The sequence below is a fragment of the Amycolatopsis cihanbeyliensis genome, from assembly GCF_006715045.1.
GTDB lineage: Bacteria > Actinomycetota > Actinomycetes > Mycobacteriales > Pseudonocardiaceae > Amycolatopsis > Amycolatopsis cihanbeyliensis.
In genome coordinates this window covers 5,838,737-5,852,972 of record NZ_VFML01000001.1, presented here as the reverse complement: position 1 = coordinate 5,852,972, position 14,236 = coordinate 5,838,737, and the positions used below count along the sequence as shown (strand labels likewise).

Annotated in this window: 11 protein-coding genes; 5 read left to right on the top strand and 6 right to left on the bottom strand. The window is 70.3% G+C overall.

What is annotated here, in order from left to right:
* The first annotated feature begins 247 nt into the window (after positions 1-247).
* Positions 248-1,081: an alpha/beta fold hydrolase gene (locus FB471_RS26720; RefSeq protein ID WP_142001071.1), complete on the top strand. Its 834-nt coding sequence runs from the start codon at positions 248-250 to the stop codon at positions 1,079-1,081.
* A 6-nt stretch (positions 1,082-1,087) separates the two neighbouring features.
* Here FB471_RS26720 and FB471_RS26715 read toward each other — a convergent pair whose 3' ends face one another.
* The 4 genes from FB471_RS26715 to FB471_RS26700 all read right to left on the bottom strand — a co-directional run bounded on the left by FB471_RS26715 (position 1,088) and on the right by FB471_RS26700 (position 3,570).
* Positions 1,088-1,690, bottom strand: a complete 603-nt coding sequence (locus FB471_RS26715; RefSeq protein WP_142001070.1) for a hypothetical protein — start codon at positions 1,688-1,690, stop codon at positions 1,088-1,090.
* Between the two features lie 50 nt (positions 1,691-1,740).
* Complete coding sequence (locus tag FB471_RS26710) at positions 1,741-2,142, bottom strand: ATP-binding protein (protein ID WP_425457088.1); 402 nt, start codon at positions 2,140-2,142, stop codon at positions 1,741-1,743.
* Positions 2,143-2,363: 221 nt separating this feature from the next.
* Positions 2,364-2,714: a DoxX family protein gene (locus FB471_RS26705; protein WP_142001068.1), complete on the bottom strand. Its 351-nt coding sequence runs from the start codon at positions 2,712-2,714 to the stop codon at positions 2,364-2,366.
* A 58-nt stretch (positions 2,715-2,772) separates the two neighbouring features.
* Complete coding sequence (locus FB471_RS26700; RefSeq protein WP_142001067.1) at positions 2,773-3,570, bottom strand: FAD-binding oxidoreductase; 798 nt, start codon at positions 3,568-3,570, stop codon at positions 2,773-2,775.
* A 320-nt stretch (positions 3,571-3,890) separates the two neighbouring features.
* On the opposite strand from FB471_RS26700, the gene FB471_RS26695 reads away from it, so the two are divergent.
* The 4 genes from FB471_RS26695 to FB471_RS26680 all read left to right on the top strand — a co-directional run bounded on the left by FB471_RS26695 (position 3,891) and on the right by FB471_RS26680 (position 9,226).
* Positions 3,891-4,877 (top strand): alpha/beta fold hydrolase, encoded by a 987-nt coding sequence (locus FB471_RS26695; protein WP_142001066.1) that lies wholly within the window; start codon positions 3,891-3,893, stop codon positions 4,875-4,877.
* A gap of 238 nt (positions 4,878-5,115) precedes the next feature.
* Positions 5,116-6,456 carry a PucR-like N-terminal domain-containing protein gene (locus tag FB471_RS26690; protein WP_142001065.1) on the top strand — a complete coding sequence of 447 codons (1,341 nt, stop codon included), beginning with the start codon at positions 5,116-5,118 and terminating at the stop codon, positions 6,454-6,456.
* A gap of 542 nt (positions 6,457-6,998) precedes the next feature.
* The gene (locus tag FB471_RS26685) at positions 6,999-8,282 is read left to right on the top strand and encodes a PucR-like N-terminal domain-containing protein (RefSeq protein WP_142002546.1); all 1,284 of its coding nucleotides are present in this window, start codon (positions 6,999-7,001) and stop codon (positions 8,280-8,282) included.
* 332 nt (positions 8,283-8,614) lie between these two features.
* Positions 8,615-9,226: a DUF6801 domain-containing protein gene (locus FB471_RS26680; RefSeq protein WP_246076607.1), complete on the top strand. Its 612-nt coding sequence runs from the start codon at positions 8,615-8,617 to the stop codon at positions 9,224-9,226.
* A 143-nt stretch (positions 9,227-9,369) separates the two neighbouring features.
* On the opposite strand, the gene FB471_RS26675 is transcribed toward FB471_RS26680, so the two are convergent.
* Together FB471_RS26675 and FB471_RS26670 are read right to left on the bottom strand one after the other, a co-directional pair.
* Complete coding sequence (locus FB471_RS26675; protein ID WP_170220947.1) at positions 9,370-12,414, bottom strand: KR domain-containing protein; 3,045 nt, start codon at positions 12,412-12,414, stop codon at positions 9,370-9,372.
* A complete protein-coding gene (locus FB471_RS26670; RefSeq protein ID WP_142001063.1) occupies positions 12,411-14,189 on the bottom strand; it encodes a fatty acyl-AMP ligase in 1,779 nt (592 codons plus the stop codon). Before FB471_RS26670 ends, FB471_RS26675 begins: the two co-directional genes overlap by 4 nt.
* Positions 14,190-14,236: the final 47 nt, after the last annotated feature.

Sequence of the window (14,236 nt, the reverse complement as noted above, 5' to 3'; positions counted from 1 at the left end):
GCCATCACCGATCTATTCCATTCCGCGCACACCGGGGGCGAAGCCTACCCCGTTCGGCGGCGCGACCTAAGGATCTACCCCCGTTTGGACTACTCGACGACTCGCCGCTGGTCATGGCGGAAATTCCCGACCTGATCGTTCCGCCGACAGGTGATCACATATCCACCGATTTCGGTGCCGCAATTCCCGTGCGGGACGGCGACGGCGGACCACAGAGCCGTCGGTGGCCCGAGCTAGTGTGGCCGCGATGACCGAGTACCTCAGCATTCCCACCCCGGCCGGCAGCTTCGACGCGATCGCGGCCGGGCCGGCGGACGGCAGGCCGGTCCTGCTGCTGCACGGCTTCCCGGAGGCGGCGATCGAGTGGGAGCACCAGCTCGCGGTGCTCGGTGCGCGCGAGTACCGCGCGGTGGCACCGGACCAGCGGGGTTACTCGCCCGGGGTGCGCCCGGAGCGGCCTGCCGAGTACGCGATGGAGGACCTGGTCGGCGACGTGCTCGCGATCGCGGCCGAGCTGGGTTGGCACCGGTTCGACCTGGTGGGGCACGACTGGGGCGGGGCCGTGGCCTGGTGGACGGCCGCGGAGCACCCCGAGCGGGTGCGCACGCTCACCGCGGTCTCCACCCCGCATCCGGCGGCGCTGGCCGAGGCGCTGCGTACCGACGAGGACCAGCAACTACGCTCGGGCTACCTCACCGAGTGGCGGCAGACCAGGGTCACCGAGCAACGGATGCTGGACAACGACGGCGAGGCACTGCGCCGGATGTTCGAGTGGCGGGTGCCGGACAGCCATGTCGAGGAGTACCTGCGACGGCTGTTCGAGCCGGGCGCGCTCACCGCCGCGCTGAACTGGTATCGCGCGGGCAGGCCGGACGGCAGGATCGACACTGTTCCGGTGCCCACGATGTACGTGTGGGGCACGGAGGACGTGGCCTTCGGCTCGACCGCGGCGCTGGCGACCGAGCGCTGGGTGACCGGCCCCTACCGGTTCGAGATGCTGGAGGATGTCACCCACTGGGTGCCGGAGGAGGCCGCCGACGCCATGGCGGCCTTACTGCTGGAGCACCTCAGGAGTACCTGAGCCACGTCACCAGCGGCGGGATGGCCAGTCCTCGATCCTGCTGGACACCTCGCTCAGCATCGAACTGACCGCGTCCTCGACCCGCTCCCGATCGCCGCGTGGCTCGGGTTCCGGTGGTGGCGTGGTCTTGGTGATCGTGGGGCGGGACTCCACCCTGGTGGGTGGCGGCTGGGCCACGGTACTGGCGGGCGGCACGGTCGTGGTGGTGGTCGTGGTCGTTGTGGTCGTCGTGGTGGTCTCGCTGGTGGTCGGTGGGGGCAGGGCGCCCGGCTCGGCGGAGCCGCGCACGCTCTCCCTCGCGAGGCCGAACACGACGACGCCGGTCACCCCGAACAGCAGCACCGCGCCCGCCGCCAGCAGCACGAGGCCCCGGCGTTCCCGCCTGCTCGCCGGGGCGACGCCATCGGCAGCGCGATGCCGGGGTCCCCGGTCGGAGGCCTTGCCGGTCCCGTCCTCGTCCTCGCCGAGGGCGACCGCGAGCGCGTCGGTGAAGAACGGCCTGGTGTCGTCGTTCTCGGGCGCGCGCCGCAACGGCGTGGTGCGGGCGCTGCCGACGAGGTCGGCCACCGTCACCTGCTCATCGGTACCGCGGGGTGCCGAGCGCGCCATCTGTTACCTCCATCGGGGGCACCGGGGTGAGCGCGAACTCAGCCTATACCTCACTGCTCGTCGGAGGATCGGGTCAGCCCGGTCAGCACCCTGCGCACCAGGTGCGGGTCGACCTCGACGTTCTGGCCCTGCATCTGCTCATCGACCAGCGACCGCCGCGCCTCCCGCCGCGGTAGCGGGACCGCCTCCGCGGTGACCCCGGAGGGCAGTGGCAGTTCACGGACCGCGGGCCGCTCGATCGCCTGGTCGTCATGTACCTCGACCACCAGGTAGGCACCGCTCACCCGTAACCGGACCGTGATGAACGTGGGCGACCGCTCATCGGATTTGTCGACGACCGCCGAGACGAACCCACGCACCGTGTTCGCCGCGTCCTCCTGTATCGGCCGCAGGGACCATTCGGCGAGGGTGAACCGAACGAACAAGTCGGCGCAGTTCATGGCGCTCGGCATCGCTACGAGTCGAAGGTCGTCAACCTGCGCGGTCTGGGAATGCACCTGAGGATCCCTTCCTTCGTCCGCGTCCGGCGAAAGCCGTATCTTGCCAACTCGACGATCGTCAAGCTTCAGCGGGTTCACCTTCGGGACCGACCAGGGTGGACGCATCGATCAAGACAACGAGTCGGGCACGATTCCGGGCGTCGGCTTGACCGGCACGGGCCACGGCGGCGCGGTCAGGTCAGGCCGAGCAGCACGGCGTTGACGACCGCGAGCACGCCAAGCCCCGCGGGCGGCACGAGGCGGGAGACCGGGTCTTTGGCTTTCGCGTGATAGTAGACCGCACCGACCATCAGCAGCACCAGACCGATCGACGCGGCAAGGCCGAGAGACTGGAGCCAGAAACCGGCGATCAGGCCGGCGGCCGCGGCCAACTCGAGCACGCCGATCGTTCGGTTGAGGGCGGGTGAGACACCCAAATGGTCGGCCGACTGCTTCATCTGTTCGATCCCGGCAAGCTTTCCCGCACCCACACCGAGAAAAGTGAGCGTCAGCAGGATGGACAGGATCGTGGCGACAACAGACACAGAGTCTCCCGGGAGAACGAGGGTGGCCGGTCCCCCGCGATGGTACCCGCCGCGCGGCTCATGCCCGCTGCAAGGCGATCTGCCACCAGGCCCTTCGCGACCCGCGCCAGGACGTGGGCCGGGGGCGCGGGACCGGGACGGTCTCCCCGGTGTGTAGCCGGTGGTCGAGCGCCGTGTCCCGGTACATCCGGCGCACGGCATCGTTCAGCACGGCGCCGGCGCACAGGTAGGTCTCCGCCTCCGGGTACCACGGTGCCGCGGCGAGCAGGTGCGCCGGGCTGAACGGGCCGTGCCGGTCCGGGTGGGCGTACGAGACCTGGAAACCGGGGCAGGTGTCGCGCAGCCGTACCAGTTCCTCGCGGTACGGGACCTCACCGTCGGCGCCGGCGTAGTGCAGCAGGGCCACGGCTCCGGTATGACATTCGTCGGCCAGCGTGCGCAGCATCGACAGCAACGGCACGATTCCACACTCCGCCCCGATCAGCAGGAGATGCCGCGGCCGACGTTTCGGCAGCGTGAAACCGCCCCGGGCACGGGACAGTTCGAGCACCGCGCCCGGACGGACCCGCTCCAGGTGCCGGGAAAGGCAACGATTCCCACCCACCTGCACGGCCAACTCGATTCGCCCGTCCGCGCGGTGCTGCGAGCCGGCCAGCGGGTAGCACCGGGTGCGCCGTGCCCCCTCGACCCGCGCGGCGAGCCGCACGTACTGGCCCGCGCCGAACCCTCGCCACCGGCGCGAAGGTCGCAACACGACACTCAGCACATCCCTGGCAACCCGGCCGACCGTGACCACCTCGGCGGGAATGTCGCAGTCGTCGGGCAGGGCAGGGTCGCCCCAGGAACGATAGGTCATCCGGTGGAGTTTCTTGTCCCGCACGGTAAGTGTCAACGGAGAACCCGGAAACGCGCCATCACATTGCCTTCGTTATTGCTTGTCGGAAATACCTGTCACCGGGAGACGAGAAGTCGGGCCCAGCCTGACCGGAACCTCGCCGTCAAGTCGGAAACCACCGGGAAGCCCGGTACATCCGGAAACTCCGCAACGTTTGTCATCTCGGCACGAGAAACGCCAGACCCGACTGTCGCGAATATGACTGGTTCACCAATAGCGACCCAATTCCGGTAATTTGTTCCACTGCGAGGTTCGCCGCCGAATACGAGGAGTTGGCCGTTATGCCCACCAGCGAGTACGACGCCGTGCTGCACGGCAGCAACCTGCACTTCTGGGAGTACGTTCCGGATGGGACCGGGAGCGGGGAGAACGACACCCGCAGCGACGAGGACGTGCTGGTGTTGCTGCACGGGATCGCCGGCAGCGGGCAGACCTGGATGCCACTGCTGGCCGAGTTGGAGCGCAGGCGGTTCGGCCACCGGGTGCTCGTGCCCGATCTGCCGGGGCACGGGGAATCGGCGAGCGCCGGTGGCGACTACTCGGTGGGAGCGTTCGCCAACACCGTCCGCGACCTGCTCCTGCTGCTCGACCACCAGCACGCGACGGTGCTCGGGCACTCGCTCGGCGGTGGGGTGGCCATGCAGTTCGCCTACCAGTTCCCGGAGATGTGCGGGCGGCTCGGCCTGGTCGGCAGCGGCGGCCTCGGCCCCGAGGTCACCGTGGTGCTGCGGGCCACCTCCCTGCCCGGCGCCAAGCTGACCCTGCGGCTCACGGTCAACCGGGCGACGCTGGCGCTGACCAGGGGACTGGCCCGGGTCGCGCGCAAGCTCGGCCTGCGCATGTCCGCCGAAGGCAGGGAACTGGCCCACCATCTCGCCTCGCTGGCCGACCCGCGGCGGCGGACCGCCTTCGTGCACACCGCGCGTAACCTGATCGACCTGCGTGGCCAGCGGGTGAGCGCCACGGACCGGCTGTACCTGGCCGCCAGCGTGCCGACGCTGGTCGCGTGGGGTAACCGGGACTGGCTCATCCCCGCCTCGCACGCGCACCGTGCCACCGTGCTGATGCCAGGGGCACAGGTGCAGATGTTCAACGGGGCCAAACATTTCCCCCATGTGTCCGCGACCGAGCGGTTCGCCGAGGTACTGGTCGACTTCCTGGCGGGCACCACGGCGGCACGGTTGAAGATTGAAGAACTCAGGTCGCTACTGCTCGACGACCCTGAGATCGATGCGCACATCGCCGACCCGACCGCGAGCCCACGTTGAACCGGAACCGAATACGTAACACGTGTTTTTGTCACCGGAACACGAGAGACAAATCCGGCAACCCGCACCCCTGGTCGCATCCACCTCACTCGACAAGGTGAGGGCGGGGGTGAAGGCACAAGCGGCGCGTAAGTGCGGTTGACAGGTTCTCGCGGCTGAAATTATGTTACCCGGGCCACAAAAACTGGATCAGCTTCGACGGTGAAGACGCTGGTTTTGTTGCGACCTAGGGGCGGCGATGAAGGCGGACCTGAGTAACCGACATGCGGACGACCTACCGGCACCGAGCAACTTCCAGCGGCGGTCGTCGAGTCCCGCACCCACCCGAGCGGACTACAGCCGATCACGTTCCGTAGCACCCCGCCCTCGCCCCTCCGCGGAGCCCGCGGCCGGCGCGGGGCGGGCCAGCAAGCTGTGGGCCTCGCTGTCCAACGGCCTCGCCGAGCAGTTCCGGCCCCATGTGGACCGGATGGCGCGGGACATGGTCCAGGAGATCCAGCGCGCCATCCCGGAGTACCAGCAGCCGCTGGAGGGCCCGTTCGGTGAGATCATGACCCAGGGCATCGAACAGGCGATCCTGCACTGCGTCGACACCATCAAGGACCCTTCCGCTCCCGCCGAGAACTGGGTGCACGTGTTTCGCCAACTCGGCAAGGTGGAGTTCAACGAAGGTCGCAGCCTGGACTGCCTGCAGACGGCCTACCGGGTCGGCGGCAGGGTCGCCTGGCGGCATGTCGCCGAGTTCGCGCACGCACGCGGTGTCTCCACCGACGAGCTGTGCCGGGCCGCGGAGGCGATCTTCGCCTATGTCGACGAGATCTCGGCGCTGTCCATCCAGGGCTACACGGAGGCGCGAACCCGCGCGGCCGGGATGACCGCGCGGCGCAAGCGACGGTTGCTGGAGATGATCCTGGCCAGCCCGCCCGCCTCCCCGCAGGCCATCTCCGGCCTGGCCGCGGCCGCCCGCTGGACCTTGCCGGAATGGGTCACCATGGTGGCCCTGGAGCCGCGGCCGGACCAGCACAAGCTGATCACACCGGCGGTGCACGACGAGGTGCTGCTCGATCTGGAGAGCGCCGAGCCGTGCATGCTGACCACCGACCCGGAGCGCGACCTGGGACAGCTCGAATCGGAACTGCACGGCTGGCGAGCCGCCGTGGGCCCGACCGTGCGGCTGAGTGACGCCCGCATCTCGTTGCGCTGGGCTCGGCGCGCCCTCGGCCTGGTACATCGGGGCGCCATCGAGGACGCACCGGTCACCCGATGTGACGATCACCTGGCCACGATGTGGCTGCTCACCGACGAGTTCCTGGTTCGGCAACTGAGCGCGCGCAGTCTCGCGCCGTTCGACGGGCTCACCACCAAGCAACGGGCGCGACTGAGCGAGACCTTGCTGGCCTGGCTGCAGTCCCGCGGCAGCGCCCCGGAACTCGCCGCCAAGCTCAACGTGCACCCACAAACAATCCGCTATCGGATGCACCAGCTGGAGAATCTGTTCGGCGACAAGCTGACCGACGCGGACGCCCGGCTGGAGATGGAGATCGCGCTGCGGGCGGAGCGGCTCACCAGCAAGCCCTGAGAGCCTGTTCCGGAACTGGAGATAGCCGCTCATGGTGAGTGGAAGAACTCGCCCGCCCGTCTCCCACCACCACCCAAACGGAGGCGCTCCGCGCCACAGCGCTCAGCGGCGAACAGCCCACGGGCGGCGAGGCCGGGCGCACGACCCGCGAAGGTGACTGTGATGACGAAAGTCCGAGCCCGGCCGAGCCGACCGTGACGCGAGTTCAGGAACAGGCACTGACAGCGTGTCCCCCGATCACTCATCCACGAACGCTTTTTGCCGGCCCCGGATGTCACGAACGAAACAATTAACGTAAATCAAACCCTGCGTGCCGCTCAATACACCCATAAGGACCATTTGTTTCAATGGCCGTGCGGTAGATTTCGCGTAGAGCAGCGTTGTACGTTGTCGGCATGGATCGCGGTTCGGCACGAATTTCCCCGGAATTCGGCGGCCGGCCGCCACTCCGCTGACGATTCACAGGCTTGCGCGACAGCGTCGTCGACGAAACACCGATCACGGGGAGCACGGTGACCGACTCATGGAACGACACCTCAGTCATGCGGGCAGCTCATCTCGACGCGAGCTATGACTCCCTGCTGGCTCCACTGAGCCCGCAATCCGGTTCGGGGCAGGGTGACAACGCACGGGTGATGCGACTGTGGTCGCTGTTGCCTCGCGAACTGGCCGATGTCTTCCGGCCCTCGGTGTCCAGGGTGGCCGACGAGGTGCTGCTCGAGATCCAGATTTCGGTACCGGAGTACGCCGGTCCGTTGGAAGGCAGATTCGGCAGAACCATCACCGCGGGCGTGCGGCAGGCGCTGCTGGCCTTCCTGGACCGGATCGGTGATCCTACGGCGCCGCAGCCCGACCGGCGCCAGATGTTCCAGCGCCTCGGCCAGCACGAGGCACATCAGGGGCGCAGCCTGGACGTGCTGCAGACCGCCTACCGGGTCGGCGCCAGGGTGGCCTGGCGGCGGATGTCGGAGATCGGAACGCAGGCCGGCATCCGGTCCACCACCCTGTGCCTGCTCGCCGAGGCGATTTTCGCCTACATCGACGAACTCTCCGCGCTGTCCATCGAGGGGTACGCGGCCGCGCAGGAGCGTGCGGTGGGCACGCTGGAGCGACGCAGGCGCAAGCTGCTGGACGCCGTCCTCGGCAAGCAGGGCGTCGGCACGCAGCCGATCACGGAACTGACCAGGGCCGCGGGGTGGGAGGTTCCGGAACGGGTCGTCACGGTCGCGGTGGAGCCGTGGACCGGACAGGGCGAGCCGCCCACCCCGCCGTTCGGTCACGACGTGCTGATGGACCTCGAGGGCAGCACGCCGGTGCTCGTGCTGGCCGAGCCGAGGGACGGCGGGCGCCGGTTGGCCGGTGGGCTGGGCGGCCGGCGCGCCGCGGTCGGACCCACGGTGCCACTGGACGAGGCGGCGCGCTCGCTGGAATGGGCCCACAGGGCGCTGCGCCTGGTACAGGCCGGTGTGTTGCCCGATGTCCAGATCACCTGGTGTGAACGGCACCTGTGCACGCTGTGGTTGCTGCAGGACGCCTTCCTGGTGCGCGAGCTGATGCAACGTGCCCTTGCCCCGCTGGAACAGCTCAAGGCCAAGCAGTACCAACGGCTTTCCAGCACCCTGCTGGCCTGGCTGGAGACGCGCGGGAACGTGCGTGAGGTGGCGCGGTCACTGGCGATTCACCCGCAGACCGTGCGGGCGCGAATGCAGGAGTTGCAGTCCCTGTTCGGTGACCGGCTGGACGACCCGGAGGCGCGGTTCGAGATGGTGCTCGCCCTCCGTGCGCGGAGCACACTCGGCGAAGTGGACACCGACCAACTCGCCTGAGCCTGTTCCCGAACGGGAAGCCGGACGCACCGCCCCGCGGGCCCGCGCCACCCACGAAAGATCGAAGTATCATCCACAAGCGATGGTTCGTGTTCACCCGCTGGACATTCCCGCACAGTCCATATTGATCACCTCGAGCACAGGTAACGGGCCCGGACCCGCACTTGATTGACAAAAATTCGGGAACATTGACGCCTTTCGGACAACTCGATCCACGAATCTTGCGATGTTGGTCAATCGCAAACTACGCTGCTGGCAGCAGATCGAGGGATCCGATATCCCAGTCAATTGTTTGTCTGCTTTTCGTTCATTCAGCGAGGAAGGGACCGGGAGTGACGACAACAACCATGGTAAGGAAGGCCGGTAGGCGGACCGCGAAGACGGGGATTCTCACGGCTGTCGCGGCGGTCACGCTGGGCGTGTTCGGCGCCGGCATGGCGAACGCGGAGCCGGTGGAGAAGGACGTGACCTTCGTCGGCTCCTTCCCGATCATCGGTGAGCAGCAGGTCGATGTGCACGTGAAGACGGACATCCCGACCTCGGCCACCCGCGGGGAGACCGTGACCGCGCCGGTCCACATCGACGTGGACGCCGGCCAGAATGCCGGTGACGGCTTGCGCCTCGTCGGCACGAAGAACGTCTCCGGCGACATCGACGCCTCGATCACCGTCACCGTCAGCGACGGTCAGTCGGTCCAGATCCCGGTCGCGCTGACCATCGTCCCGCTGGAGATGCCCGCGGAGGGGCCGTTCACCTTCGAGGCCGACGGCACGGTGGAGTTCCAGGTCCCGGGCGGCGTCCCGGCGGGCCCGGCCGAGATCGCGCTCGACCCGGACGTCAGCGCGCACCTGGTGACGGACGGCTCGCTCGGCGAGTTCGACAACGAACTCACCTTCGACCCGCCGGACCAGGACGGGACCCTCGGCACCGTCGAAATCAAGTAGGCGGACCCAGACAGACCCCTGAGCAGCCGAGAACAACGTTTGGGGCGCCCCCGGCCGGGCGCCCCGAACGCATGTCGAGCGCACGCCGTGTCCAGCCGCCGGCGACCGGCGCCGCCGTGCAGGAGGAGGCCGCACCGCCGGTATCAGGCGGAAGGGAGATACGGGGAAAGCGCGCCGGTGGCGCCTTCGCGGGCCAGCGGGTCGAAAAGCGGGCGCCGAGCCAGACCGGCGAACGTGCGCAGGGTGCCCGGAAGGTCCACACAGGCCACCGCGGTCGCGGCCCGGTCGCCGGCCAGCACCGCCGACATCGCGGCGAGGCACTGCGCGGGCGGCATCGGCTCGGCCAGCGGGCCGGCCGGGACGTCCTGCCCGGTGTCCCAGGCTCCCCAGTTGACGGTGGCCGCGGTAAGGCCGTTCGCCCTGCGGAAGGTCACCAGCGCGTCCAGCCACGCGTTCGCCGCGGCATCGGCGGCCCGCCCCGGGGCGCCGAACAGCGCCGTGGTGGAGGAGAAGGCCAGCCACCAGTCCAGGTCGAACCGCTCGGTCGCCTTGTGCAACCGCCAACCGCCGAGCACCTTGGGCCGCCAGACCCTGGCGAGATCCGCACCGTCCACTTCGATCAGCGTCCGGTCCTCGAGTACCCCGGCCGCGTGCACGACTCCGCGCAACGCGATCCCACCGGTGGTCGCCGCGCCGACCACCGACTCGGCGACCCCTGGCGCGGCGATGTCCCCTCGCACCAGCTCGATCTCGGCTCCGGCCGCGCGCAGCCCGGACAGCACGGCCCTCGCCTCGGCATCAGGCCCACCGCGCCCGCACAGCACGATCCGGCTCGCACCCCGCTCCGCGAGCCAGCGGGCCACCAGCGGGCCGAGCCTGCCGAGCCCACCGGTGATCACGTACGCGCCCTCCCCCACCACCGGGACTCGCGGGCGGGTGGCGAGGTGCACCCTGCGCAGCCGCGCCGCGTACCGCACGCCGTCGCGCCAGGCGACCTCGTCGTCCGCGTGACCGGCGCGCAGCTCCGTGGGCAGCGCCGCGGTACCGGTCAGCCCGTCCAGGTCGACCAGCGTGGCGTGCAGCCGCGGATGCTCGAACGCGAGCACCCGCACCAGGCCACGCAGGAACGCCAGGCCAGGCTCACCGACCTCGCCGTCCAGCACGGCCATGCCACGCATGGTCACCAGCCACAACCGGGGTGCGGGCACGCTCAGCTCGGCCAGCCTGCGCACCACGCCGGTCACTGTCAGCAGCAGATGCTGGGCGAGCTCGGGAAGGCGGTACTCGGTGACGGATCCGGCGAACAGCACCACCCCGGCCAGCGGCGAGGAGCGGTCCGCGCTCAGCTCCTCCAGTACGGTGCCGAGCTCGTCGGCGTCGTCCTGCGGCAGGGCGTAACCGCGGTCGCCGCGCAGGGCGAGTCCGGCGGCCGTCATGAAGGACTGCTTCAACGCGGTGGAGGAGTCGTCGGGCAACAGCAACCAGGTGCGGGAGGGCCCCGGCGGCGGTTCCGAGCTCGGCACGGGGTCCCAGCCGAGCTCGAAGGTGGTGCCGTCGCCCGCCGGGTCCGCGTCCGGTGGTCCGGCCGCCGCGCCTGCCGTTGGCGGCCACGGCGGCTCCGGGAGGTCGAGCACGTGAGCCTCGGGGTAGCGGTGTCGCAACGCCGTGGGGTGGCCCGCGGCGTGCAACGCGGCGATGCCGGCGAGGAACTCCTCCCGCTTCCCGGCGTTTCGGCTCAGGCTGGGCAGCGCGGACACCCCCGGCACACCCTCCTCCGCCGCGACCGCGCGCACCGCCGAGATCGCGATCGGATGTGGCGAGATCTCGACGAAGACCCGGTGTCCCCGCGCCATCGCCGTGCCGAGCGCCGCGGTGAACCGGACGGGCTGGGGCTCGCCGGGCAGGCTGGAGTAGCAGCTGATCCGGGGTCGCCCGATCCGCTCGGGTCCGGCCCCGGAATCGAGTAACGACAACCCGTCCACGACCTCCAGCGCTCCGGCCAGCACCGCCGCGGTGACCTCACCGTCCGCCTCGCCGAGCACCGCGACGGGCCGCACCCCGTGTGCGCGCCACAGCCCGGCCAGCGCGAGCTGCATACCGAACAGCGCCTGCCGGGACACCGCGGGATCGGTCTGCTCCCGCGGGTAGCGGAGCTGCCTGCGCAAGGAGAACCCGGCCGAGCCGAGAAAGACCGGCTCCAGCGCCTCGACCTCGGTGCGGAACGCCGGTTCGGCGGCCAGCAACCGGCGCCCCATCCCCGGCCACTGCGATCCGTTGCCGGAGCACACGAACACCACTCCCCCCGTGCCCTCCCGCCGGCCGCGGGACACCTCGGGCGCGGTGGCGCCCGTCGCGATCGCGCGCAGGCCGCTGAGCAGCCTGCCCCGCCCGGCGGCCAGCACGGTCGCCCTGAGGTCGAGGTGCTCACGGCGGACGGCGAGCGCCCCCGCGAGCTCGGCGGCGTCGACCTGGCGCCCCGCGGGGGTGCCCAGCCAGCGCGCGAGGTCCCGTGCCCGCCTGCGCAGGGCCTGCTCGGTGTGCGCGGAGAGGGCGAACACGTGCTCCCGACCGCCGAGATGGGCGGGCCTCGGCCGGGAAACCGCCGCGCCGGGCCCGGTGTATCCCCGCGGGATCCGTCCCTCGCGCAGTGCCAGCACGGTCTCCAGCGCCCCGTCCCCGTCCCCTTCGAGCACGGCGAGTACCCGATCCCCGCCCTCCCACACGCGGGCGAGGCGCTTGAGCACCAGGACGCCGCAACCACGGCCCGGCAGGACCCCGCACGCCACCGCGAGGTCGCACTCCGCGTGGCGCAGGCTCCACGCCGCCCGATGTACGGCTTTCGCCGCGCGGGCCGGATCCACTCCTACCCGCGGGCCACGTAGATCGAACTGGCCGGTGAGCAGGTCGGCGGCCGCGCTCGCACCGGCAAGGAACACCCCGGTCCGGCCGCCGCGCAGCGTGCGCGGCGGGATCCCCGCGTTTTCCAGTGCCGACCAGGTGGCTTCGAGCAGCAGGCCGTGCCACGGGTCCAGCGTGGCCGCCTCGGCCCGGGAGATGCCGAAGAAACCCGCGTCGAACCCGGTGGCGGCGGCACCGGGAACGCGGCAGCCCGCGCCGATGACGGCTACCGGCTCACCCGACTCGGGATGACCGTTCCGGGGCGCGCCGGGCGCCGAACCGCCCGTCACGACGCCCGGCTTCCGGCGAACCCGCCGGCGAGGTAGCGCTCGCGGCACGCGGCGCGGGCGACCTTGCCGCTGGTCGTCCTCGGCACCTCGTCCGGCCCGAGCAGCAGCACGTCGTGCAGCGGCAGACCGTGTTCCCTGGCGACCGACCGGCGAATCGCGCCGGTGACCTCCTCGGCGTCGAGCTCGCACTCGATGACCCAGCTCGACCGCTCCGCCAGGACGACGACCTCGTTCCCGTGACTGTCCGGAACCGTGAACACGGCCACCACATGTGGCCTGATCGCCGGGTGCGCGCCCTCGACGGTGACCTCCACGTCCGCGGGGTAGTGGTTGCGGCCGTCCACCACGACGAGATCCTTGAGCCTGCCGGTGACGTACAGCCTGCCGTCGAACCGAACCCCCAGGTCACCCGTGCGCAGCCACCAGCGTGGTTGCTCGTCACCGGCAAGCAGCGCACAGAACGTGGCCGCGGAGAGCGCGGGCTGCTGCCAGTACCCGCGCCCGATGTTCGGCCCGCTGACCCAGATCTCGCCGATCCGGCCGTCCGGAAGCTCGGCACCGGTCGCCGGGTGCACGATCCGCACCTCCTGGCCCGCCGGCCACCCGCAGCTGGTGAGGGTGACCGTGCTCGGCTCACCAGGGTCGGCCGGGACCGCCTCACCACGGGCCAACTGCTCGCGGTAGAACGTGGTGGAAACCGCGGCGGCACCGGCGGGCACCCCCGCCACCAGTACCGTGGACTCGGCGAGCCCGTAGGAGGGGCAGTGCGCCAGCGCGGGCAGCCCGCAGCCGGCGAACCGCTCACGGAAACGGGCGAACAGCTCGGGTCGCACCGGCTCGCCACCGTCGATCAGCGCGCCTACCTTGTCCAGTCGCAGCTCGGACCGCTCCCGTTCGGTGACCCTGCCGGCGGCGTAGCCGTAGGCGAAGCTCGGCGCGGCACTGATCGCACCGGGAAACCTGGACAGCGCGCGCAGCCACCGGGCGGGCCGTTCCATGAACGCCACCGGATCAAGCAGCACCGAGCGGATCCCGAGCACGCAGGGTGCCAGCACACCGAGCATCAGGCCCATGTCGTGGAACAGCGGCAGCCAGCTCACCGTCACCGAACGACCTGGTAGCACGCCATAGCTGACCGCGGCCTGGCGGGCGCAGGCGACCACGTTCCCGTGGGTGATCATCACACCGGCCGGCGACCGGGTGGAGCCGGAGGTGTACTGCAGGTAGGCGAGGTCCTCCGGATCGGGCAGCGGCAGCGGCTCCGGGTCGGCACGGGTGGCCTCTACGGCCACCACCTGTGGGCGGGGCGAGGCGAGATGCTGAAGCGCCGCCTGCACTTTCGGCTGCTTCGCGCGAGTGGTCAGCGCCACCGAGACGTGGGCGTCGGCGAGTATCGCGTGCAGCCGATCGCCGTGCGCCGGCGTGCTGGGCGCGAACAGCGGCACCGCGACCAGGCCCGCATGCAACGTGGCGAGGAAACCGATGACGTAGTCGGCACCGTGCGTGGCCAGCAGGGCGACCCGGCCGCCGGGTTCGACCCGGTGCCGCAACCAGGTCGCGGTCTCCCGCGCCCGCTGGTCGAGCTCGCTCCAGGTCAGCGAGACCGCGTGCTCCTCGGGGCCGGTGCGGTGGTCGAGATGGGTGAGCGCGATCCGGTCACCCCGGTTGGTTGCCCAGTTCTCCAGCAATGCGGGAAGCGTGTCGGCCCGGGGTCCCTTTCTGGGCACATCCGGTGCGGCCCCGCTCGCCGGAATGGGATCCGAGCTCGTCAGCATTGGTTCCTCACACGACTGGAATGGTCCGTGGCGGACCGTGCGAGTGG

What these genes read in the sequence shown, in the direction of transcription:
- FB471_RS26720 (WP_142001071.1), top strand. Translation starts at nt 248, where the DNA reads ATGACCGAGTACCTCAGCATTCCCACCCCGGCCGGCAGCTTCGACGCG.
- FB471_RS26715 (WP_142001070.1), bottom strand. Translation starts at nt 1,690, where the DNA reads ATGGCGCGCTCGGCACCCCGCGGTACCGATGAGCAGGTGACGGTGGCC.
- FB471_RS26710 (WP_425457088.1), bottom strand. Translation starts at nt 2,142, where the DNA reads ATGCCGAGCGCCATGAACTGCGCCGACTTGTTCGTTCGGTTCACCCTC.
- FB471_RS26700 (WP_142001067.1), bottom strand. Translation starts at nt 3,570, where the DNA reads ATGACCTATCGTTCCTGGGGCGACCCTGCCCTGCCCGACGACTGCGAC.
- FB471_RS26695 (WP_142001066.1), top strand. Translation starts at nt 3,891, where the DNA reads ATGCCCACCAGCGAGTACGACGCCGTGCTGCACGGCAGCAACCTGCAC.
- FB471_RS26690 (WP_142001065.1), top strand. Translation starts at nt 5,116, where the DNA reads ATGAAGGCGGACCTGAGTAACCGACATGCGGACGACCTACCGGCACCG.
- FB471_RS26685 (WP_142002546.1), top strand. Translation starts at nt 6,999, where the DNA reads ATGCGGGCAGCTCATCTCGACGCGAGCTATGACTCCCTGCTGGCTCCA.
- FB471_RS26670 (WP_142001063.1), bottom strand. Translation starts at nt 14,189, where the DNA reads ATGCTGACGAGCTCGGATCCCATTCCGGCGAGCGGGGCCGCACCGGAT.